23 protein-coding genes and 1 pseudogene are annotated in these 20086 nt (G+C 60.9%); 5 read left to right on the top strand and 19 right to left on the bottom strand.

The genetic code is table 11. The annotated features are described in order from the left end of the window. From BLX89_RS13700 to rpmB, 4 genes are all read right to left on the bottom strand, one after another. The gene (locus BLX89_RS13700) at window positions 1-927 is read right to left on the bottom strand and encodes a prephenate/arogenate dehydrogenase family protein (protein ID WP_245292831.1); all 927 of its coding nucleotides are present in this window, start codon (window positions 925-927) and stop codon (window positions 1-3) included. Further along, window positions 927-2027: a histidinol-phosphate transaminase gene (hisC, locus tag BLX89_RS13695; protein WP_075291448.1), complete on the bottom strand. Its 1101-nt coding sequence runs from the start codon at window positions 2025-2027 to the stop codon at window positions 927-929. The genes BLX89_RS13700 and hisC overlap by 1 nt, the downstream gene beginning before the upstream one ends. A 175-nt stretch (window positions 2028-2202) precedes the next feature. Beyond that, on the bottom strand, window positions 2203-2841 hold the full coding sequence (locus BLX89_RS13690; RefSeq protein ID WP_075291447.1) for a VUT family protein: 639 nt from the start codon (window positions 2839-2841) through the stop codon (window positions 2203-2205). A 134-nt stretch (window positions 2842-2975) separates the two neighbouring features. Continuing rightward, a complete protein-coding gene (gene rpmB / locus BLX89_RS13685; RefSeq protein WP_075291446.1) occupies window positions 2976-3266 on the bottom strand; it encodes a 50S ribosomal protein L28 in 291 nt (96 codons plus the stop codon). 338 nt (window positions 3267-3604) lie between these two features. Here rpmB and BLX89_RS13680 point away from each other — a divergent pair, with 338 nt between their 5' ends. After that, window positions 3605-4396, top strand: coding sequence for a DUF3108 domain-containing protein (locus BLX89_RS13680; RefSeq protein WP_075291445.1), 792 nt, complete (start codon window positions 3605-3607; stop codon window positions 4394-4396). A gap of 27 nt (window positions 4397-4423) precedes the next feature. Here the strand turns inward: BLX89_RS13680 and BLX89_RS13675 are convergent, their stop codons facing one another. After that, a complete protein-coding gene (locus tag BLX89_RS13675) occupies window positions 4424-4990 on the bottom strand; it encodes an RloB domain-containing protein (protein WP_075291444.1) in 567 nt (188 codons plus the stop codon). Then, window positions 4987-6216 carry an AAA family ATPase gene (locus BLX89_RS13670; protein ID WP_075291443.1) on the bottom strand — a complete coding sequence of 410 codons (1230 nt, stop codon included), beginning with the start codon at window positions 6214-6216 and terminating at the stop codon, window positions 4987-4989. Before BLX89_RS13670 ends, BLX89_RS13675 begins: the two co-directional genes overlap by 4 nt. A gap of 126 nt (window positions 6217-6342) precedes the next feature. Here BLX89_RS13670 and BLX89_RS13665 point away from each other — a divergent pair. Beyond that, window positions 6343-6546 (top strand): annotated as a pseudogene (locus tag BLX89_RS13665) (hypothetical protein); the annotation flags it as partial. Window positions 6547-6554: 8 nt separating this feature from the next. On the opposite strand, the gene BLX89_RS13660 reads toward BLX89_RS13665, so the two are convergent. From BLX89_RS13660 to BLX89_RS13645, 4 genes are all read right to left on the bottom strand, one after another. Next, window positions 6555-6830 (bottom strand): hypothetical protein, encoded by a 276-nt coding sequence (locus BLX89_RS13660; protein ID WP_075291442.1) that lies wholly within the window; start codon window positions 6828-6830, stop codon window positions 6555-6557. Between the two features lie 148 nt (window positions 6831-6978). Further along, window positions 6979-7359, bottom strand: coding sequence for a DUF6481 family protein (locus BLX89_RS13655; RefSeq protein WP_075291441.1), 381 nt, complete (start codon window positions 7357-7359; stop codon window positions 6979-6981). A 29-nt stretch (window positions 7360-7388) separates the two neighbouring features. Further along, a complete protein-coding gene (locus BLX89_RS13650; protein ID WP_075291440.1) occupies window positions 7389-7613 on the bottom strand; it encodes a hypothetical protein in 225 nt (74 codons plus the stop codon). 123 nt (window positions 7614-7736) lie between these two features. Continuing rightward, window positions 7737-7946: a cold-shock protein gene (locus tag BLX89_RS13645; RefSeq protein WP_018902430.1), complete on the bottom strand. Its 210-nt coding sequence runs from the start codon at window positions 7944-7946 to the stop codon at window positions 7737-7739. A 363-nt stretch (window positions 7947-8309) separates the two neighbouring features. Here BLX89_RS13645 and yddG point away from each other — a divergent pair, with 363 nt between their 5' ends. Further along, on the top strand, window positions 8310-9200 hold the full coding sequence (yddG, locus tag BLX89_RS13640) for an aromatic amino acid exporter YddG (protein WP_075291439.1): 891 nt from the start codon (window positions 8310-8312) through the stop codon (window positions 9198-9200). Here yddG and BLX89_RS13635 read toward each other — a convergent pair whose 3' ends face one another. Beyond that, complete coding sequence (locus tag BLX89_RS13635) at window positions 9201-9638, bottom strand: cupin domain-containing protein (RefSeq protein WP_075291438.1); 438 nt, start codon at window positions 9636-9638, stop codon at window positions 9201-9203. A 1-nt stretch (window position 9639) separates the two neighbouring features. Further along, a complete protein-coding gene (gene gloB, locus BLX89_RS13630) occupies window positions 9640-10410 on the bottom strand; it encodes a hydroxyacylglutathione hydrolase (RefSeq protein ID WP_075291554.1) in 771 nt (256 codons plus the stop codon). A gap of 185 nt (window positions 10411-10595) precedes the next feature. Between gloB and BLX89_RS13625 the strand changes: the two genes are divergently transcribed. Further along, a complete protein-coding gene (locus BLX89_RS13625; protein WP_075291553.1) occupies window positions 10596-11351 on the top strand; it encodes a class I SAM-dependent methyltransferase in 756 nt (251 codons plus the stop codon). Between the two features lie 30 nt (window positions 11352-11381). On the opposite strand, the gene BLX89_RS13620 is transcribed toward BLX89_RS13625, so the two are convergent. The 4 genes from BLX89_RS13620 to BLX89_RS13605 form a co-directional block, all read right to left on the bottom strand. After that, complete coding sequence (locus BLX89_RS13620; RefSeq protein WP_075291552.1) at window positions 11382-12341, bottom strand: esterase-like activity of phytase family protein; 960 nt, start codon at window positions 12339-12341, stop codon at window positions 11382-11384. Window positions 12342-12650: 309 nt separating this feature from the next. Further along, window positions 12651-14555 carry a cobaltochelatase subunit CobT gene (cobT, locus tag BLX89_RS13615; protein WP_075291437.1) on the bottom strand — a complete coding sequence of 635 codons (1905 nt, stop codon included), beginning with the start codon at window positions 14553-14555 and terminating at the stop codon, window positions 12651-12653. 3 nt (window positions 14556-14558) lie between these two features. Further along, window positions 14559-15554: a cobaltochelatase subunit CobS gene (cobS, locus tag BLX89_RS13610; protein WP_075291436.1), complete on the bottom strand. Its 996-nt coding sequence runs from the start codon at window positions 15552-15554 to the stop codon at window positions 14559-14561. A gap of 77 nt (window positions 15555-15631) precedes the next feature. Then, window positions 15632-16270, bottom strand: a complete 639-nt coding sequence (locus tag BLX89_RS13605) for a J domain-containing protein (RefSeq protein WP_143523614.1) — start codon at window positions 16268-16270, stop codon at window positions 15632-15634. A 141-nt stretch (window positions 16271-16411) separates the two neighbouring features. On the opposite strand from BLX89_RS13605, the gene BLX89_RS13600 reads away from it, so the two are divergent. Further along, window positions 16412-16693, top strand: a complete 282-nt coding sequence (locus BLX89_RS13600) for a BolA family protein (RefSeq protein ID WP_075291434.1) — start codon at window positions 16412-16414, stop codon at window positions 16691-16693. 243 nt (window positions 16694-16936) lie between these two features. On the opposite strand, the gene BLX89_RS13595 is transcribed toward BLX89_RS13600, so the two are convergent. The 3 genes from BLX89_RS13595 to BLX89_RS13585 are packed head-to-tail and all read right to left on the bottom strand — an operon-like array spanning window position 16937 to window position 19937. Next, window positions 16937-18244: an HlyC/CorC family transporter gene (locus tag BLX89_RS13595; protein WP_075291433.1), complete on the bottom strand. Its 1308-nt coding sequence runs from the start codon at window positions 18242-18244 to the stop codon at window positions 16937-16939. Then, a complete protein-coding gene (aroB, locus tag BLX89_RS13590; RefSeq protein WP_075291432.1) occupies window positions 18241-19353 on the bottom strand; it encodes a 3-dehydroquinate synthase in 1113 nt (370 codons plus the stop codon). Before aroB ends, BLX89_RS13595 begins: the two co-directional genes overlap by 4 nt. A 5-nt stretch (window positions 19354-19358) precedes the next feature. Further along, window positions 19359-19937: a shikimate kinase gene (locus BLX89_RS13585; RefSeq protein WP_075291431.1), complete on the bottom strand. Its 579-nt coding sequence runs from the start codon at window positions 19935-19937 to the stop codon at window positions 19359-19361. Window positions 19938-20086 lie beyond the last annotated feature (149 nt).

The raw sequence follows: 20086 nt of genomic DNA, 5'->3' as shown, positions 1-20086 counted from the left end.
CTACTTCTGATCCTTGGCATGGCGACCGAAATCGGCCATGTCCGTATCCTGACCGGCCTGGACGATGGAGCGGCGGATGGCGCGGGTGCGGGTGAAGAGATCGAACAGCTTGTCGCCATCGCCCCAGCGGATCGCCCGCTGCAGATAGGCGAGGTCTTCGGAAAACCGCGCCAGCATCTCAAGGATCGCGTCCTTGTTGTGCAGGCATACGTCCCGCCACATGGTCGGGTCGGAGGCGGCGAGACGGGTGAAATCGCGGAAACCCGAGGCCGAATATTTGATGACTTCCGATTCCGTCACCGCTTCGAGATCATCCGCCGTGCCGACGATGTTGTAGGCGATGATGTGCGGCAGGTGGGAGACGATCGCCAGAACCTTGTCGTGATGCTCCGGGTCCATGTCATCGACCATCGAGCCCAGCGTTTCCCAGAAATGGCGCAGCTTCGCCTTGGCGTCCGCATCCGTCTCCGGCAGCGGCGTGAGGATGCACCAGCGGCCCTTGAAGAGGCCGATGAAACCGGCATCCGGGCCGGAATACTCCGTGCCGGCGATGGGGTGGCCGGGGATGAAATGCGCATGATCCGGCATATGCGGTTTCATCTGGGCGATGACCGAGCCCTTGGTGGACCCCACGTCCGTAACAATGGCGCCGTGCTTCAGATGGGGGGCAATAGCCTCCGCCACCGTGCCGGAGGCACCGACGGGCACCGAGACGATCACCAGATCGGCATCCTTCACCGCCTCGGCGGCGCTCAGCATGTAGCGATCGCCAAGGCCGAGCTCTTCGGCACGCTTGAGGGTTTCCGGGCTGCGCGACGAGATGACGACGGTACCGGCAAGGCCCTTGTCCTTGATCTCGCGCGCCAGCGACGAGCCGATGAGGCCGATGCCGATCAGCGTGATGGTTTCGAACTGCGTGGCCATGATCACCGGCCCATGAATTCGGTGAGCGCGGCGATCACGCCCTCATTGGCCTCTTGCGAGCCGATGGTCATGCGCAGCGCATTGGGGAAGCCATAACCGCGCACGGCGCGCAGGATATAGCCGCGGCTCGTCAGAAATTCATCGGCATCCGATGCCCGCTTGCCGTCGACATCCGGAAAGTGGATGAGCACGAAGTTCGTGACGGACGGGGTAACCTTGAGCTCGAGCGAGGACAGCGCGCCGGTGACGCGGCCGAGCCATTCGTTGTTGAACTCGACGGCGCTCGCGACGAAGGTCTGATCGCGCATGGCGGCAGCACCCGCGGCAATGGCTGGGGCATTCATGTTGAACGGTCCGCGCACCCGGTTCAGCGCATCGACGATCGCGAGCGGCCCGTACATCCAGCCGATGCGCAGCGCCGCCAGACCATAGATCTTGGAGAAGGTGCGGGTCATCACGACATTCTGGTTGGACGAGACGAGCTCGACGCCGGCCTCGTAATCGTTGCGGCGAACGTATTCGGCATAGGCAGCGTCGAGAACGAGGATGACGCTCTTCGGCAGGCCGGCCTGCAGGCGGCGAACTTCCTCGACCGGGATATAGGTGCCGGTCGGGTTTGCCGGGTTGGCAAGGAAGACGATCTTCGTCTTGTCCGTCACGGCGGCGAGGATGGCGTCGACATCGACGCGGCAATCCTTTTCCTTGACGACGACCGGGGTAGCACCGGCTGCCTGGATCTGGATCTTGTAGACGAGGAAGCCGTGCTCGGTGATGATGCCTTCGTCGCCGGGGCCGAGATAGACGTGGCAGAGCAGGCCAAGCAGTTCGTCCGAACCATTGCCGCAGATGAGGTTGGCGACGTTCAGCCCATAGGTGGAGGCGATCGCCTCGCGCAGCTCGACAGCCTGTCCATCCGGGTAGCGCTCAAGGCTGGCGGCGGCCTTCTGGAAGGCTTCGATGGCCTTCGGGCTCGCACCGAGCGGGGTCTCGTTGGAGGAAAGCTTGTAGACCTTGGCGACGCCCGGAGCATGCTCCTTGCCCGGCACGTAAGCGGCGATATCGAGAATACCGGGGCGCGGCGCGGGGGCGTTTGCAGTCGTCATGGGATCGGGCCTTCAAGGACGGTTAAACAAGGCCTTTGGCAATAACGATCCCATGGGATTTTGTCGAGGGTTTCAGGGGACTTCCCCTTCTCCACGCGAGAGAAGGGGTAATACCAAGGATCGATGATAGGAACCTATAGGCTCCTATCATCGATCCTTGGTATAAGATCAGCCCTTACGCCGAAGCCTTGAGGCCCGGCATCGGCTTGATCACGCTCATCAGCGCCCCGTAGGGCAACAGCATCACCAGACCGACGAGGATCTTGACGCCGAGGTCGCCCAGCGCCCAGGAGATCCAGCGCGGCGCTTCCGCCGACATCAGGCCGAGGATCGGGGCATTTTCCAGCGCAAAGCCATCGTTCGGGCCGAAGAACACGAAGAACGGCGCGAAGGCGAACGAGAAGAAGATCGCGGTATCGAGGGCCGAGCCGACCAGCGAGCCGATGAGCGGCGCGCGCCACCAGCTCTGGCGGCGCAGGCGGTTGAACACCGAGATATCGAGGAACTGCCCGAGCAGGAAGGCCGAACCCGAGGCAATCGCGATACGCGGCGTGGCAAGGAAGATCGAAAAGCCGATCGCCACGACAAAACCGGCGACGACGACGCGGCGCGCGATGGCCGGGCCGAACTGGCGGTTGGTGAGGTCGGTGACGAGGAAGGCGATGGGGTAGCTGAAAGCGCCCCAGGTCAGGAGATCGCCGAGCTGCATGCCGGCGATGCTGCCGGGGAGCGGATACTGGACGAGGATGTTGGAGGCGATGACCACCAGGGTCATCATCGCGACATAAAGTGCAAACGTGCGTGCTTGAAGCATTTTTTTATCCTGGGGTATGCCACCAGTTGGAGGGACGGTCGCCTGCGGCCAGAGCCGAAGACGGGTGAGTGTTCACGCGAAAAAGGCTCGCCTTGGAAAAGGCAAGCCTTTTGTCAAAAACCTGAAAGCGGCGATTAAGCGGCTTCAGCGGTCTTCTTGACGATCTGGCGGCGCAGCAGACGAGCGCGCATGGACAGTTCGGTTTCCGAAGACTTGATGAGGAAGGCATCGAGGCCGCCACGGTGTTCGACGGAGCGCAGGGCTGCAGCCGAAACGCGCAGACGGTAACGCTGGCCGAGCGCGTCGGAGATCAGCGTGACGTTGCACAGGTTCGGAAGGAACTTGCGCTTGGTCTTGTTGTTAGCGTGGCTGACATTGTTGCCCGACTGGACGCCCTTGCCGGTCAATTCGCAACTACGGGACATTGTGCACCTATTTTCTTTTCGCCGTCGTACAATGCGTTTGCGGGCCCAGAGCCCAGGCCGCATTCCCACTGGCCATGATTGGAAAGTTGCGGTTCTATAGTCAGAGAAGCCCGGCGCGTCAAGCCAAACCTTCCATTTCAGGGAAAACTCTTCAAACCGCGGCCGCGTTTACCGGCATTTCGCGCGATTAACTGCCCGAATATGGTTGGCTCATGCCATAGACCGGCAATTCCACTTTTGAAAGGCCTGCGCTAAGGATAGGCACCAGGGCTGCGGCGCAGAAATGCCGCAAAGCCGCCCTATCTGCTGTTATCATGCGGATCTTGAAAGGTGATGGAATGAACTGGCGGAAGAACGGGGCCGTGTTGACGGCATTGGTTTCCCTGACCGTTTTCACAACGACCTTATCCACAGGCAGGCTCGAAGCCGCCGAGATCAGGCACAACACCGACTACAGCATTTCGCTGGCCGGCCTGCCGATTGCGAAGGCCTCGTTCCGCACAAAACTCGATTCGGGCCGCTACAGGATTTCCGGCACGCTGAAATCCGCAGGCATCGCCGATATCCTTTCCAGCACCTCCGGCCAGACCTCCGTCTCCGGCACCATCGGCCGCGACCGGCTGAATGCGTCGGAATATTCCATGCGCTACAAGAGCGGCAAGAAAGGCCGGGCGATTGACGTGCAGTTCCGCAACGGAACCGTCACCTCCGCGACGATGACCCCACCCCGCCGCATCCCGAAAAACTGGGTGCCGGTGACCAAGGGCGACATGCGCAACGTCGTTGATCCGCTCTCGGGCCTGATCTTCCCCGCCAAGGCCCGCGTCTGCCCAAAGACGCTGCCTATCTTCGACGGCGAATCGCGCCTCGACCTGAAACTTTCGCCCAAGGGCACCAAGCCCTTCAAGACCGAAGGCTTTTCCGGCGACGTCATCGTCTGCGGCGTGAAGTTCGTGCCCAAATCCGGCTACCGCAAGGGCCGCGAGGACGTCGAATATCTGCGCAAGCTGGAATCGATGGAAATCTGGTTTGCCATGGCCGAAACGGTCAATGTCTATGCGCCCGTATATGTGCGCATCCCGACGAGCCTGGGGCCGGTGACGGTGTGGGCTACGAAGTTCGGGGGGTGATGGGAAACTTTACGCGCCCGCTTATTTTCAAAGCAGCCCAATGCAGCGTAACAGTGCTTGCAAATCGACCTCAACGTTGGCTGCTCGCATGACAGCGTCACGATCAATTCGGCGCGCCAAATTCGCACGTGTCATGGGCTTTTGATATTCCGGCCATTCCTTTCGCAGGGCCTTGATCGCGCCCGGCGTATCAGGTGGGCGTTTAGCCGCTCTGCCAATCAAATGGCGAAGCAATAATGCTTCGAAACACGGCCTTTGCCAGAGGATGTTGATTTTGTTGGCTGCAGCGAGCTGACTTGCTCGCTCGGCGCGCCGCGGATCGCGTTCGGCTTGGTCAAAATCCAAAAGCGCGAAACGTTCTTCCGGTGCACTGCGCTTCCTTTGAAGTTGGCTTAGACGAAACACTGCCATCTCGATACGAGACAACGGATCACCGGCTCCCGGCCCCAGTTCGTCAACATGCAAGTGCACGGGCAAGTTGGCATCGCGGATTATATCCTGCAGAAAGCCGATATAGCCAACCTCCGACGCGCCTTCGCAACCGACATACACCGGACGGCGAAGTTCGATGTGTGGCGCGCGACGACGGGTCATCCGATGTGCGGGACTCCGCCATACGCGCCACTCAGATATTTGCGGTAGTGGTTTTCATCTCGGCGCACCTTCACATCCATCAAGCTGTAAAATTGGCTACGGCCCTGCCGGTCTTTCTCGCAGATCACGATTTCCTCCTTGTTGAGGTCATCGAGTAACGAGGCCGAATGGCATGACAGCCAGAGCTGTGCATTTAGCTTGTTGCGCCCCGACACTGCATAGAACCAGCGTACAAGTTCAGGCAGCGTGTTCGGATGAATAGCGGCGTCCATTTCATCGACCACAGTGATCCCACCCGTGTCGAGTGCACCCGTCAGGAACGGAAACATTTTGATAAAGGCTCGAGTGCCGTGACTTTCCATCAGCCAAGGCATTTCGATGGCGAGACCCGCGTGCTTGAATAATAATAGCGGTCCGCTGTCGGTATTCTGAAAACGCACCCCTTCCACTCCGACGTCGATGCGACTTAGCTCCTCTTTCAATCGCAAGACGACGTTGGGTTGGTTTTTTAGATAGTCAATTATTCCGTGATCGCCGAAGGAATGCACGGGCTCAATTTGGAAGAAGGCTCTGCGTGCGGCCTCCACAAAAATTTGCGCTGCCGGGTGCTGAAATTTCGCGAATGACGATAGCACAGTATGGTTGCCGGCGAGCGTTTTGACCAAGTGCTGGAAGCCAGAAAGGCTGAAAGTCTTCGAATCCTTTACCTTGCCTTCTGCATCGCGTTCATAAACACGCTGCCATTTTCCTTGGCCGTTAGGCTTTTGGCGCAAAGCTTCAGACGCAATTCGTACCGCGAGTCCCTCCTTAAGTTCAATTTCTAGCTCATAGCGGTAAGTGCCTTGCTCAACTTTTTCGCCAGCTGAGCCGCGCTGGTGAACCTCCGGTGTGAGGTTCATGATGCCGCCCAGCTCTATCGCGAACCGGATTGGTCGGTTGGCGGATTCTTCGTCGTTGAAGCGCTCGATGCCAGCAAAACCAGGTACCGTGCGTACCACGCTGTCACGGATCATTGTCACAACAAATTCAAGTGCACGCAGCACTGTCGTTTTACCGGAGGCGTTTGCACCATACAGTGCAACGACCTTCGGCGCTCGCACGTCTGAGTCTTCGAAAATGGGCGCGTAACGACCTTCAGGATCAGGAACTTTTCCATCCACCGTCAGGTCTAGCACCTGCGGGTCACGGATGGAGAAAAAATTTTCGATCTCTAGCCTGTAGAGCATGGGGCACCTCGTTTTGAGGTAAAATATAGTATTTAACGAAATTTCGTCAATATTCGAATTTCACGAGAATTTTTCCAAGCTAACGGACTTGGAAATGATGGGATTAAGTTGCTATTCCTGAATAGGATAGGTTGTACCGTTCCAACACTCCCGAGGACCACCGCGAACTTCAAAGCAACGCTTACCGGCTTTTCCGCCCTTCTCACATGGTCGCCGCTGGCGCTGTTCACGGCAGCCTCCGGCACCATGCCGCCCTTCCCGCTCAGCGCCATCTGCTTTGGCAGCCTGCCGGGCATTGTCGTGCTGGCGCTCAAGCCCTGGCGGAGGGCGGCGTCTTTTCAGGCGCGATCGTAGGTGAATGACGTCAAAAGGGTTGTTACGAAGTTGCTGGCCCGTTCCTTGACCAGAACCTCGGTCCACTCGTCGGTTCCGCGAAGCCGCAGATCCGTTTGAATACTGTCAACCGCCGCCTCTTCAATCCGCTTGATATGGGCCTTGAAGGCTGCCTCGCCGCCGGCGTGATACACGTCACGGATGACCATGCGCAGGATCTCCTGGATGGCAATTTGCCAGGCGGTATTGATGGCCTGTAACTCGTTTGTGTCCGGTGCCATTGGATGCTCCTGCTGCGCGCGTCTGTCGAGACAAATCGGCGGGACACCTCAAGCGTGTCACGATCTTTCGATTCGTCTGCACGCTTCAGGTCTTTGTATTCAAGCATGTCTTTTCGCAAAACCGCGGCACAGTTTTGCGAGACGTGCGTTAGGCCTGCCGGGCCTTGCGGGCGGCGTAACGCCGATCTCGTTCGGCCTTGCGCGCGGCTTCGTCCTCGATGACCCGCGCGATGGATGCGTCCTGGGCTTTCTGGCGCGCCTCTGTTATGGCCAACGCCGCAGCCTCGGCGGCCGCACTCTCTTCGGATGCCTTGGCTTCCAGACGGGTGCGCTCTTCGAGCTTCACGCGGTCGCGCTCGGCACGACGCGCTTCACGCGCTTCCACAAGCGAGATGCGCTCAGCCTGTCTGGCAAGACGCGTCGGCTCGGCACTTTTCTTCGCCGCACGGTAGGCTTCAAGAAGGGCTGCCTTGGCGTCCGCGGCAGCGGAGCGACGGTCGGCGAGTACGTTGTTTCGAAGGTCTCTCAAATGTGTATCCTTGTAGATGCGGCAGGCGATCAGCCTGCCTTTGAGCGTTTGGCGAGCAGGCTGGAGATTGCAATCGCCCGCTCCGATTGTTCCTTGGCGAGGCGCGCCTCCCGAAGGCGCAAGGTCTTCGCGTCACGCAACTGCGCCGCCGACACGAGTTCTTCCACCGCGTTGCTCTTGGAAAAGAACTCGACCTGGATATTGCCGAAGGCAATCTCAGCCTGCTGGCGCGATTTGCTGTGTGTCTCTGTCACTGGATTCCCCGATTTCGATCATGAGGCCGAAATGAAAAAGGCCAGGCGGACTGCCTGGCCTCAAACTGATAACGTGCTTCCGGCAATGCCAGTACATCCGTGGTCAATGGGAAGCAGATATCTTTAAGCGGACTGCAGATTGCAGGCCGACATCTTGCCCGACTTCATGTCGCGCTCGAGCTCGAAGCCGATCTTCTGGCCTTCGACGAGTTCGCGCATTCCGGCGCGCTCGACAGCGGAGATATGAACGAAGGCGTCAGCGCCGCCGTTGTCAGGCTGAATGAAGCCGAAGCCCTTGGTGGAATTGAACCATTTAACTGTGCCAGTGGTCATGATGAACCCTTTCAAAGCATAGAGTGAGGAGCCGCGCAGCAGATGCCACGCAGATGAAACCGACTATTTTTGAGAGAGAAGATCGCTTAAAACGCGGTGCCAATCGCGAAGTAGACAAAGCTCGGCAAGCAAAAGATCGATGACAGACATATACGGGCTACCAACCGGCAAGTCAACGTTTAGTTTTCGATTTTGGTATTTTACATCTTATGCGCGTATCGACGTCATGATTTCAAAGACTCCCCCCGGTGGCGGGACGCTGCCTTTCAACGCCAAGGCCACAGGTGACAGCAGCAGTGTTTTGAGGCAAAAGCGATGCTTCGCCCGTAACCCGCCGCCCGGCCGCGGCTCATGAGGACCACCGTGAACTTCAAAGCAACGCTGATCGGCTTTTCCGCCATTCTCATGTGGTCGCTCCTGGCGCTGTTCACCGCCGCGTCCGGCACCATGCCGCCTTTCCAGCTCAGCGCCATCTGCTTTGCGATCGGCAGCCTGCCGGGCATCGTCGTGCTGGCCTTGAAGCCCGCGCGGCTGGCGCTGTTGAAGCAGCCGGCCAAGGTCTGGGTCGTCGGTATCGCCGGGCTGTTCGGCTATCATTTTCTCTATTTCACCGCGCTCAGGAACGCGCCGGCCGTTGAGGCCGGGCTGATTGCCTATCTCTGGCCGCTGCTGATCGTCGTCGGCTCGGCGCTGCTGCCGGGCGAGAGGTTGCGCTGGTATCATGTGCTCGGCGCGCTTCTCGGCCTCTGCGGCACGATCCTGATCGTTGCCCGCAATGGGGTGGCGTTCGATGAGGCCTATACGCTGGGCTATGGCGCGGCACTCGCCTGCGCCTTCACATGGTCGGCCTATTCGCTGCTCAGCCGCCGCTTCGATGCGGTATCGACCGATGTCGTCACGGGCTTTTGCCTTGCGACGTCGATCCTCTCGCTCGTCTGCCATCTCGGGCTGGAGCAGACCGTCTGGCCGGAAACGGCCTCCCAATGGCTCGCCGTTCTGGGCCTTGGCCTTTTGCCGGTGGGGGCCGCCTTCTATGCCTGGGATTACGGCGTCAAGAATGGCGATATCCAGCTTCTCGGCGTGGCAAGCTATGCCGCGCCGGTGCTCTCCACGCTCATTCTCGTGCTGTTCGGCTTTGCCGAGCCGTCGTGGCGCATCGCGCTTGCCTGCCTGTTCGTCACCGGCGGCGCGGTTCTCGCCGCTCGCGACGTGATCTTCGGCAGGGGCCGGGCGAAGGTTCAAGCGGCGGAATAATCAGCCCTTCGGCGGTTGCCAGTTATCCGCCGCCATCTCGAAGGCGGAAAAGGCAAAGCCGGGCGACACCGTGCAGCCGACCAGCGTCCAACTCCCAAGCGACACCGCCGATTGCCACCAGTTGGCCGGCACGACAGCCTGCGGCCGTTCGCCGGCCGGGATATCCTTGCCAAGCGTGAGCGTCTGCGCCGGCTTGCCCTCCTCGGCAAAACTTAAGGACAGCGGCGCGCCGGCATAATGATGCCAGACTTCGGCCGCATCGCGCACCCGGTGCCAGTGGGAGCGATCGCCGGCTTCCAGCAGATAATAGATCGCGGTGGAATGGCCGCGCGAACCGCCTTCCTGATCGCGAAAGGTCTGCGTGTACCAGCCGCCTTCCGGGTGGCGCTCCAGCTTCAGCGTGCGAATGATATCGGCGGCCTGCAATGCGTCGCTCATCTCAGAAATTGTCCTTGCGCTTACGGATTTCGGCAAAAACCTCCGTGTCCGACGCGGCTTCCAGCCCCAGATGCCCGCGGATGGCGGCGTCGCCGGCGCGGAGGAAAGGATTGGTGCGTTTCTCAAGCCCGAGCGTCGTCGGCGCAGTAAATTCGCCCCGCGCACGCTTGGCTTCGATCTCCTTGGCGCGTTCCGCCAGTTCGCTGTTTTCGGGATCGACGGTCACGGCAAAGCGGGCGTTGGAGAGCGTGTATTCATGGCCGAAATAGACGGTCGTTTCGTCCGGCAGCGCCATCAGCTTCGTGAGCGAGGCCCACATATCGGCCGGCGTGCCTTCGAAGAGGCGGCCGCAGCCGAGCGCAAACAGGGTATCTGCGGCAAAGAGCAGCTTGTCATCGGCCAAGTAGAAGCAGATGTGGCCGGCGGTATGGCCGGGCGTTTCGATGACCTCGACCCGGTGGCCGGCGAAATCGAAATCGCCGCCGCCGGCAATGGTCATGTCGATGGCAGGAATTTTCGAGGCTTCGCCGGCCGGGCCGATGATCGTGCACTCGAAGCGCGTCTTCAGCGCCAGATTGGCCTCCACATGGTCGTTGTGGTGATGGGTGGTGAAGATATGCGTCAGCGTCCAGCCGCGGCGCTTCAGCGCATCGAGGATCGGCTGTTCTTCAGGCGCATCGATCGAAGCCGTCATGCCGCTTGCGGGATCGTGGATCAGTACGCCGAAATTATCGGTGCGGCAGGGAAAGAGTTCGATTTCGAGCGCGGCCATGGCTTTATCCTGATCATGAGACGAGCCGCGAATGTAGTGGCATACGGCTTGAAGTCCAGCCGTAGCGACCAAAAGCGCGTCGCGATCTTGCAGATTCGCTATGCGCTTCCGGTCTTCTTTTTTGTGCATGTCGTTATCGCAAAACCGCTGTGCACTTTTGCGCGACATGCTCTAACATGACACGTATGCACGCCGATATCGTCGATCTCCGCCAGTTCTATCATTCCCGCCTTGGGCGGTTTGCCGAGCAGTCCATTGCCATGGCGCTGTCGTCGCTCTGGGCGCGGCTGCCGGAAGAACGGCTGGTCGGCCTTGGCTATACGATCCCCTATCTCGACCGGTTTCGCGCCGACACCGAGCGCACCTTCGCCTTCATGCCGGCAGGGCAAGGGGCGGTGAACTGGCCGCTCGCGGAAATGTCCTCCACGGCGCTGGTCTTCGATGAGGAACTGCCGCTGCCCGACAGCTCCATAGACCGGGTGCTCATGGTGCATTCGCTGGAGTTTGCCGAAAACCCGCGGGAGACGATGAAGGAACTGTGGCGGGTGATTGCCCCCGGCGGCCGCCTCGTCATCGTCGTGCCCAACCGGCGCGGCGTCTGGGCACGCATGGAACACACGCCTTTCGGCTCCGGCCGGCCCTATTCGCGCGGGCAGCTGACATCCTTGCTGCGCGAAACCAATTTCACGCCCGGCGCCTCAGCCGAGGCGCTGTTCTTTCCGCCCTCCAAGCACAAGAGCATCCTGAAGCTGAGGAGCGGGTTCGAGAAGATGGGGCGGTCGCTCTGGCCGGTGTTTTCAGGGGTGATCATCGTCGAGGCGCAGAAGCGGCTTTATCAGGGGCTGCCGGTCGCCGCGCGGGCGTCACGCCGGGTGTTCGTGCCGGTGCTGGCGCCGCAGGGTGTTCCGACGACCCGTGAAAGCGTGCCGCGGCAGAGGTAAAGTTCCCTCCCCCACGGCGCCGTTCCGGGATTATTGACGCAGCCGGAATTCCAGCATCAGGTTCCGCTCCAGAATGGAGTGATTGTCGTCTGAGACGACGATGACGCGGATATCGCCGTCGGGCATGGCGATGACATCCATGCCTTCCATATTGTCGATCTGGTAGCCCATATCCGCCTCGAGCAGCACCTCGCCCTCGACCACGGCGCCCGGTTTGATCGTATCGCCGGGGATACGGCGGATCTCCATGCCGATGCCCTGGGAAAAGCCAAAGCGACGCTCGAGAATCAGGAGATCGCCATTGGGCAGGAATGCGCCATCGGTGATGGCAAAGGGCTCTTTCTCCCTGACACCGAACACACCCTTCAAAGGTCCTTCGAGGACTGCGGCATAAAGGTTGTCATTCTTGTCGAAGCTTGCCTCCGCAATCAGCACCGGAGCGCCGGCGAGCGGGCTCGATTTCGGCGCGACGACCAGCGTTTCGAAGGATCGGTTGTCCTTCAGCTCGTTTTTCGGGATCAGGAAGGGAATGCTGCGCAGCGGCTTCGATTGCGAAAACCCGGGATCGGGATAGACATCGACGCGGTGATGGCCCTCATAGCTCACCAGCACTTCGCCATCGTGAAACGCAAGCCCCTCGGCGTCCATGCGGCTCTTGACCTGTTCGGAGCGACCTTTGTTGTCCATCATCGATGTGCCGATGAGATCGCTGACCCCGGACAGGCGGCCCTTGGCATCCCGCTCGATGCGACCTTCAAGCCAGTGGCCCGTATCCATGATGGCCACGAAGGAGCGGCCATCGGGCCGGAAGCGGATGGCGGAGATGGCACCGAGCAGCGCATTGGAGGACGACATCTCGATGCCGCCGACAAATTCCAGCTTGCCGAACACCTTCTGGTCGGAGCCGACCTTGAAATTCTCGATCTGCCGGGTCTTGACCGGGATGGCCTCCTGCGGCGGAAGCGACTGGGCTTGGGCAGTCGCCGACATCAGCAGCGCGGCGAAAAGGGCAATCGCTTTCAAATGAAGTCCTTCCGGAAAGGCTTAATAAAAATTGCTTCAGTCATATCGATGCAAGCCAGTTTTCGAGCCAGCCGCTTCACCCCCTTCTGCCCTGACGGGCATCTCCCCCTCAAGGGGGGAGATCAGATGGGGCTGGCTCCTCGGCCCAATCTCCGCCCAGGGGAAGATGTCAGCAAAGCTGACAGAGGGGGTAAAGCGGTAGGCTCTGAAGCCCGTGGCCTCCCCTCATCCGGCCCTTCGGGCCACCTTCTCCCACAAGGGGAGAAGGAAACCTCATCAAGCCCTGCGGCGCATCGCACCGGCGGAGCGGCGTCGCGTGCTTTCGTCGTCGAAGAGCGAGGCCAGCTGCTCGGTCATGGCGCCGGCCAGTTCGTCCGCATCGACGATCGTCACGGCGCGGCGATAATACCGCGTGACGTCGTGGCCGATGCCGATGGCCAGGAGCTCGACCGGCGAGCGGGTCTCGATCTGCTCGATGACGGCGCGCAGGTGGCGTTCCAGATAGTTGCCGGGGTTTACCGACAGGGTCGAATCGTCGACCGGGGCACCATCCGAAATCATCATCAGGATGCGGCGCTGTTCGGGGCGTCCGAGCAGACGGTTGTGCGCCCAGATCAGCGCCTCGCCGTCGATGTTTTCCTTGAGTAGGCCTTCGCGCATCATCAGGCCGAGATTGCGGCGGGCACGGCGCCACGGGGCATCGGCCGACTTGTAGATGATGTGGCGCAAATCATTGAGACGGCCGGGCGTCTGCGGTTTGCCGCTTGCCAGCCACTTTTCACGCGACTGGCCGCCCTTCCACGCCTTGGTGGTGAAGCCGAGGATTTCGACCTTGACGCCGCAGCGCTCCAGCGTGCGTGCCAGAATATCGGCGCAAGTGGCGGCAACGGTGATCGGGCGGCCGCGCATCGAGCCGGAATTGTCGATCAGCAGCGTCACCACCGTATCGCGGAAGTTGGTGTCCTTCTCGCGCTTGAAGGAGAGCGGCTGCATCGGGTCGATGATCAGGCGCGTCAGCCGGGCCGGATCGAGATAGCCCTCTTCGAGATCGAATTCCCACGAGCGGTTCTGCTGGGCCATCAGGCGACGCTGCAGGCGGTTCGCCAAACGGCCGACCGCGCCCTGAAGATGGGCAAGCTGCTTGTCGAGGAAAGCGCGCAGACGGTCCAGCTCTGCCTCGTCGCAGAGCTCTTCCGACGCGATGGTCTCGTCAAACTCCTCGGTGAAGACGGCGTAATCCACCTTCTCGTTGAAATCGTCGAAGGGCGTTGCCGGGCGCTTGACCTCGCCGGGGGTCTCGCTGTCGTCTTCTCCGTCGTCGGACATTTCGTCCTCGGAGATTTCGGCGCCGTCCATCTCGCCTTCTTCCATCTGCTCTTCGGCAGCCTGGTTTTCCTCGGCGGGGGCGGCTTCGTCGCCGGCATCCTCGTCGGAGCTGTTTTCGTCCTGCTCCTGGCTGCGCGGCTGGTCTTCGTCGCTCTGGGTGTCCTGATCGTCCGGCTCGACCTCGTCGTCACCGTATTTCTCGGCGATATCCATGGAGGTCAGCATGTCGCGCACGACGCGGCTGAAGGCCTGTTGATCGGTGACGGTGGCGGCCAGATTGCCGATGTCCCCGGCGGCCTTCTCCTCGATGAAATCGCGCCAGAGATCCACAACCTTGCCGGCGCTCTTCGGCACCGGGCGGCCCGTCAGCTTTTCGCGCACGAGAAGCGCCAGCGCTTCGGCGAGCGGCGCATCGGCCTGACGATCGACGGCGGCAAAGTTCGACTTCGAATATTTCTCCTCGAGCATCGAGGAGAGGTTGTCGGCAACGCCTTCCATGCGGATGGCGCCGATCGCTTCCACGCGTGCCTGCTCGACAGCATCGAAGATGACGCGGGCATCCGCCCCCTGCGGCGACATAACGGCATGGATGCGGCCATCATGGCAGGCCTTGCGCAGCGCCATGGCGTCGCCAAGCCCGCGGGTGACCGCGAGTTCATGGCGCGTCGGGCGCTTGGAGATTTCCGGCAGGCGGATGCGCTCGCCGGCAAGGCCGGGGCGCTCGTTGGCAAACGCCACCTCGACCTGCGGATCGCCCGCGATGGCGCGGACACAGCCGGTCAGCGCCCTGCGGAACGGTTCGACATCCACGGTTCCGGTGGGTCTGGCTTTTGAATTGTCGCCCCGCCCCGCCATGGATCAGGCCGTGGCTTCGAGCACGATATTGGCGGCGCTTTCCTTCAGCTCGACGCCGAAAGCGCGCTGATAATGCTCGGCCACGAGCGCACGCTCGAGTTCGTCGCACTTGTTGAGGAAGGTGACGCGGAAGGCGAAGGCGACATCACCGAAGATATAGGCGTTTTCCGCCCAGGTGATGACCGTGCGCGGGCTCATGACGGTCGACAGATCGCCGTTGATGAACGAGGCACGGGTGAGATCGGCGACGCGCACCATCTTCGAGACCGTGTCGCGGCCGCGCGCCTCGGTGAAGCCCTTGACCTTGGCGGCAACGATATCGACTTCGTTGTCATGCGGCAGGTAATTCAGCGTGGTGACGATCGACCAGCGGTCCATCTGCGCCTGGTTGATCTGCTGCGTGCCGTGGTAGAGGCCGGTCGTATCGCCGAGACCAACGGTGTTTGCGGTTGCAAACAGGCGGAAGGCCGGGTGAGGACGGATGACGCGGCTCTGGTCGAGCAGCGTCAGGCGGCCGGACGATTCCAGAACGCGCTGGATCACGAACATGACGTCCGGGCGGCCGGCATCGTATTCGTCGAAGACGAGAGCGACATTGTGCTGGTAGGCCCAGGGCAGGATGCCGTCCTTGAACTCGGTGACCTGCATCCCGTCCTTGACGACGATCGCATCCTTGCCGACGAGATCGATACGGCTGACATGGCTGTCGAGGTTGACGCGCACGCAGGGCCAGTTCAGCCGGGCTGCGACCTGCTCGATATGGGTGGACTTACCCGTGCCGTGATAGCCGGACACCATGACGCGGCGGTTATGGGCAAAGCCTGCGAGAATGGCGAGCGTGGTTTCGCGATCGAAGAGGTAGTCCGGATCGGCGTCCGGCACGTAGGCATCGGCCTTCGAATAGGCCGGCACGCGCAGATCGCTGTCGATGCCGAAGGCTTCCCGGACGGAAACGGTCGTATCGGGAAGGTTGGAAATATCGAGGTCTACCTTGCTCATCATGTCTCCAGCACGGAAACAGACAAACGTTCCCGTATATCGTCTTCAGAATGTCGCGACTGTAATAGAACGGGTTCCTAGCAGAAGCCAGCCTGTTTTAACAACTGGTAGGCCTGGATAACGGCCCGAAAACGCTCTTCGGAACCTCTATCTCCGCCATTGGCATCGGGGTGATGTTTTTTCACCAGTTCCTTGTAGGCCGACTTGATCTCGGCGGCCGTGGCATTGGCATGAACGCCGAGCGTTTCGAAGGCCTTGGCCTCCAGCGTCTTCAGCTTGCGCTGGCGCGGCTCCTGCTTTGGCGCACGCGCTCTCGCCTGCTCGACGAAGCCGAACGGATCGCGCATGCGCGCCTGGGCGCCCGCCGAACCGGAGCGCATCTGCGACTGTTGCGGCGCGTTCTTGGCATTCTTGTTGACGCCGACCGTCCAGGTGGGGCGATGGCCGGTGAGCGCCTCCTTCTGGTAGCGGGCGATCTCGGTGTCGGAGAGGCCGGAGAAGTAGTTGTAGCCCTTGTTGTATTCCTTCACATGCTCGAAGCAGAACATGAAGAACTCGTTTTCGGCATTGCGGCCGACCGGCGCGCGATGCACGCCGTTTTCCTCGCAGCCATCCCACTGGCAGCGCGGCGCCATCGGCTCCGGCTTCTGGGTCGAGCGGCGGCGACTGGTGCGAATCCCGTCGAAATATTTTGAATCGAGTTTCATGGCGCTAATTATGGGGTGTCGGCGGGATCACAACAAGAATTGACAAATCGGAATGTTGCAGGCTCTTTGCGACTATTTTGCACCGGCTGGAACCACCCGCCGCACGCGAAGCGCAACCCTGCGGTAAAGCCAGAAGAACGGGGCCAAATCATGTCGTTTCAACAGATTATCGAAGCAAAACTGACCGAGGCTTTCGCCCCGGAGCGGCTGATGGTGATCAACGAAAGCCACCTGCATGCCGGGCATCAGGAAAGTTTCGACGGAAGCGGCGAAACCCATATGCGGGTGCGGATCGTTTCAGCGGCATTTGCGGGCATGAGCCGGGTGGCGCGACACCGGGCGATCAACGAGCTTTTGAAGCCGGAACTGGATGCCGGATTGCATGCGCTGGCGGTGGAGCCGTCGGCACCGGGGGAAGCGACACGGTGGTAAGGGTGCTTCTTCCGCTTCCTTTGGAACTCGCGGCTTTCACCCCCCTCTGTCACTTCGTGACATCTCCCCCTCAAGGGGGGAGATCAGATGCCGCACTGATCTCGTGACATAAAAAACTTCGGCATTCGCTGAAATTATGGTTGAGCCGGAAAATGCCGCACGGCCCGATCTCCACCCTTGAGGGGGAGATGTCACGAAGTGACAGAGGGGGGTTGAGCGGCAAACTCCAACAGCACCACTACGTCACTCCCCAGCCGGCAAATCTTCCGCCGGTCTGATCCGCAACCGCGTGATCCGGTTTTTCACCCGCTTCATGACGATGAAGCGCTTGCCGTAGAACGTAAACGCCTGCCGCTCCTCCGGAATGCTGCGGGATTCGTGGATGACCAGGCCGGCGACGGTGGTGGCTTCTTCGTCCGGCAGCGACCAGTCGAGCGCGCGGTTCAGGTCGCGGATCGGCACGCTGCCGTCGACGACGATCGAGCCGTCGGCTTCCGTGCGCACGCCCTGGATGGCGATGTCGTGCTCATCGGCGATATCGCCGACGATCTCTTCCAGGATATCTTCCAGCGTTACCAGCCCCTGCATCTCGCCATATTCGTCGACGACGATGGCAAAGTGCATCTTGCGCTTCAGGAAGGCGTTGAGCTGGTCCTTGAGATTGGTCGTATCGGGCACGAACCACGGCTTTTGCGCGATCTTGACGATATCGATGTTTTCCGGCTCGGCATCGGGCTCCGCCAAGGCACGCAGCAGGTCCTTGGCGTGCACGACACCGATGATGTTATCCGACGAGCCGCGCCAGACGGGCATGCGGGTGTAGGGGCTTTCCAGCACGGCGCGCACGGCCAGTTCCGGGGGCTCATCGGCATTGATTGCCCGCATCGACGTGCGGTGGATCATGATGTCGGAGACTTCGAGTTCCCCGAGATCGAGCACGCCGCCCAGCCGATCACGGTCAGCCTTGATGAACGAGCCTTCCCGATGCAGGAAATCGACCGCACCGCGAAGCTCTTCATGGGCAGTCAGCATCGATGTTTCGCGGGACAGACTGATGCCGAACAGGGAAAGAAGCCGGCGCACGATGCCGTTGACGAGACTGGACAACGGGCCAATCACCAGCACCACCCACCGCACAGGGCGCGCAACGGTCAAGGCAAAGCGGTCGGGCGCAGAAATCGCCCAGCTTTTCGGCAGAACTTCCGCGAAAATCACCAAAATGACCGTCATGCCAAGCGTTGCATAGGCAACGCCGGTCGCCCCGAAAACCCGCAACAAGACACTCGTTGCGATCGAAGACGAGAGAATGTTGACGAGATTATTGCCGATCAGCAGCGCGCCGATTAACCGGTCGCGCCGCTGGATAAGGTGGGTCACAATGCCTGCCCGCTCGTCGCCATTGACTTCGAGCACATGCAGACGAGCCCGCGAAGCCGCCGTCAACGCCGTCTCCGAACCGGAGAAGAAAGCCGACAACAGGATCAACACCACGATGACCGCGATGCTCACACCATTGTCGACGAAGAAGCCGAGGAAGGCATCGATTGTCATACCGGGTGCTTCTCTTTGAGGAACGACAGGACTTCCGAGGCCGGCACATCATCGGCGACGAAGGATTGTCCGAGGCCGCGCGTCAGGATGAAGGTGAGCTTGCCGCCCTTGACCTTCTTGTCCTGGGCGATGGCATCCATCAGCACTTCGGCCGGCGGCAGGGTGCCCGGGATTTCATCCATCCGGGTCGGCAGACCAACCTCCCGCAAATGGGCCTCGACGCGCTTGGCGACGTCCGGGCTTGCAAGGTTCATGCGCGAAGAAAACTGGTGGGCGAGCACCATGCCGATCGACACGCCCTCGCCATGCACCAGCCGGCTGCCGTCATAGGCGGTGGCGGCTTCGAGCGCATGACCGAAGGTATGGCCAAGATTAAGCAGCGCCCGCTGACCGTTTTCGCGCTCGTCGGCGGCGACGACATCGGCCTTTGCCTGACAGCTGATCGCAACGGCCTCGATGCGGGCCTCGCCGCCGGAGAAGACCGCCTTCCAATTCTTTTCCAGCCACTCGAAGAAATCCGGCTTGTCGATCAGGCCGTATTTGGCGACTTCCGCATACCCGGCGCGGAATTCGCGCGGGCTCAGCGTGTCCAGCACATCGGTATCGGCAAGCACAAGATCGGGCTGGTGGAAAACGCCGATCAGGTTCTTGCCATGGGGCGAATTGATGCCGGTCTTGCCGCCGACGGAGGAATCGACTTGCGCCAGCAGCGAGGTCGGGATCTGGATGAAGCGCGAACCGCGACGGACGATGCCGGCGGCAAAGCCGGTGAGGTCGCCGATGACGCCGCCGCCGAGCGCGATGACGGCATCATTGCGCTCGATGCGGGCGCCGAGAATGGTTTCGCAGACGGGGATCACGTGCTCGAAGCTCTTGGTCTTCTCGCCGGCCGGAAGAACCGCACTGACGGCCTCGATGCCGGCGGCGGCCAGTCCATCCATGACGCTGCCGAGATAAAGCGGCGCGACATGCTCATCGGTAATCACGGCCATGCGGCGACCCTTGAGGCGCTTGGTGATCTCTGCGGCGGCGGCCGCGATCAGGCCGGGGCCGATCAGGATATCATAAGAACGATCGCCGAGTTCGACGCGAACGGTACGATGGGTCATTGCACTCACTTCTTCTGCAGGGAGGAGATGGCCTTCAGCACCTCCTCGACCATGACTTCTTTCCTGACATCACGCGAGAGCACGGTGAGATCGGCTTCGGCATAGATCGGGTAGCGGGCCTTCATCAGGTTTTCGAGCGTCTGCCTGGGATTTTCGGTCTTCAGCAACGGCCGGGTATCGCGCTTGTTGACCCGCTCCCAGAGCGTATCGAGATCGGCATTCAGCCACAGCGACAGGCCGTTTCTCTTGATGTGCCGGCGGGTGCGCTCGTTGATATAGGCGCCGCCACCGGTGGAGACGACACGCGGGCCGGTGTTCAAAAGACGCTTGATCACGCGGGCTTCGAGCGCCCGGAACTCCTCTTCGCCGTAGGCCGCGAAAAGCTCCGATATCGTCATGCGCGAGACGCGTTCGATCTCATGGTCGGAATCGACGAAGGGAATGCCGAGCATCTGCGCCGTCAGCCGGCCGATTGCCGATTTTCCCGCACCCATCAGCCCCACGAAGACGAGATTGCGCTTGCCAAGAGCGGCCTTGGCCTGCCCCACGAGCTCCTCGGAAACCGGTTCGATCACGTCGTTCATGGAAGTCACATTTCCCCGTTCCGCTCCGGTATCGACAAAACGGTGGAAAGCGTCAAGGGACTGGGTCCCGTGAACCGGCAAAGTGCCTTCTTCTTGCACTTCAAAAGCGGCATGATCATATAGACTTGCCATGGTAGACATACGTGACT

It is taken from the genome of Pararhizobium arenae (assembly GCF_001931685.1).
GTDB classification, from domain to species: Bacteria; Pseudomonadota; Alphaproteobacteria; order Rhizobiales; family Rhizobiaceae; genus Pararhizobium; species Pararhizobium arenae.
This window is presented reverse-complemented; position numbering and strand designations above follow the sequence as displayed.

Excerpts from the sequence above, each read along its gene's own strand:
- aroB (WP_075291432.1), bottom strand. The coding sequence starts at position 19,353 with ATGACCCATCGTACCGTTCGCGTCGAACTCGGCGATCGTTCTTATGAT.
- rpmB (WP_075291446.1), bottom strand. The coding sequence starts at position 3,266 with ATGTCCCGTAGTTGCGAATTGACCGGCAAGGGCGTCCAGTCGGGCAAC.
- BLX89_RS13600 (WP_075291434.1), top strand. The coding sequence starts at position 16,412 with ATGTCGTTTCAACAGATTATCGAAGCAAAACTGACCGAGGCTTTCGCC.
- BLX89_RS13625 (WP_075291553.1), top strand. The coding sequence starts at position 10,596 with ATGCACGCCGATATCGTCGATCTCCGCCAGTTCTATCATTCCCGCCTT.
- cobS (WP_075291436.1), bottom strand. The coding sequence starts at position 15,554 with ATGAGCAAGGTAGACCTCGATATTTCCAACCTTCCCGATACGACCGTT.
- BLX89_RS13585 (WP_075291431.1), bottom strand. The coding sequence starts at position 19,937 with ATGAACGACGTGATCGAACCGGTTTCCGAGGAGCTCGTGGGGCAGGCC.
- BLX89_RS13595 (WP_075291433.1), bottom strand. The coding sequence starts at position 18,244 with ATGACAATCGATGCCTTCCTCGGCTTCTTCGTCGACAATGGTGTGAGC.
- BLX89_RS13675 (WP_075291444.1), bottom strand. The coding sequence starts at position 4,990 with ATGACCCGTCGTCGCGCGCCACACATCGAACTTCGCCGTCCGGTGTAT.
- BLX89_RS13620 (WP_075291552.1), bottom strand. The coding sequence starts at position 12,341 with ATGTCGGCGACTGCCCAAGCCCAGTCGCTTCCGCCGCAGGAGGCCATC.
- BLX89_RS13680 (WP_075291445.1), top strand. The coding sequence starts at position 3,605 with ATGAACTGGCGGAAGAACGGGGCCGTGTTGACGGCATTGGTTTCCCTG.
- BLX89_RS13660 (WP_075291442.1), bottom strand. The coding sequence starts at position 6,830 with ATGGCACCGGACACAAACGAGTTACAGGCCATCAATACCGCCTGGCAA.
- BLX89_RS13690 (WP_075291447.1), bottom strand. The coding sequence starts at position 2,841 with ATGCTTCAAGCACGCACGTTTGCACTTTATGTCGCGATGATGACCCTG.
- cobT (WP_075291437.1), bottom strand. The coding sequence starts at position 14,555 with ATGGCGGGGCGGGGCGACAATTCAAAAGCCAGACCCACCGGAACCGTG.
- hisC (WP_075291448.1), bottom strand. The coding sequence starts at position 2,027 with ATGACGACTGCAAACGCCCCCGCGCCGCGCCCCGGTATTCTCGATATC.
- BLX89_RS13635 (WP_075291438.1), bottom strand. The coding sequence starts at position 9,638 with ATGAGCGACGCATTGCAGGCCGCCGATATCATTCGCACGCTGAAGCTG.
- gloB (WP_075291554.1), bottom strand. The coding sequence starts at position 10,410 with ATGGCCGCGCTCGAAATCGAACTCTTTCCCTGCCGCACCGATAATTTC.
- BLX89_RS13645 (WP_018902430.1), bottom strand. The coding sequence starts at position 7,946 with ATGACCACTGGCACAGTTAAATGGTTCAATTCCACCAAGGGCTTCGGC.
- BLX89_RS13670 (WP_075291443.1), bottom strand. The coding sequence starts at position 6,216 with ATGCTCTACAGGCTAGAGATCGAAAATTTTTTCTCCATCCGTGACCCG.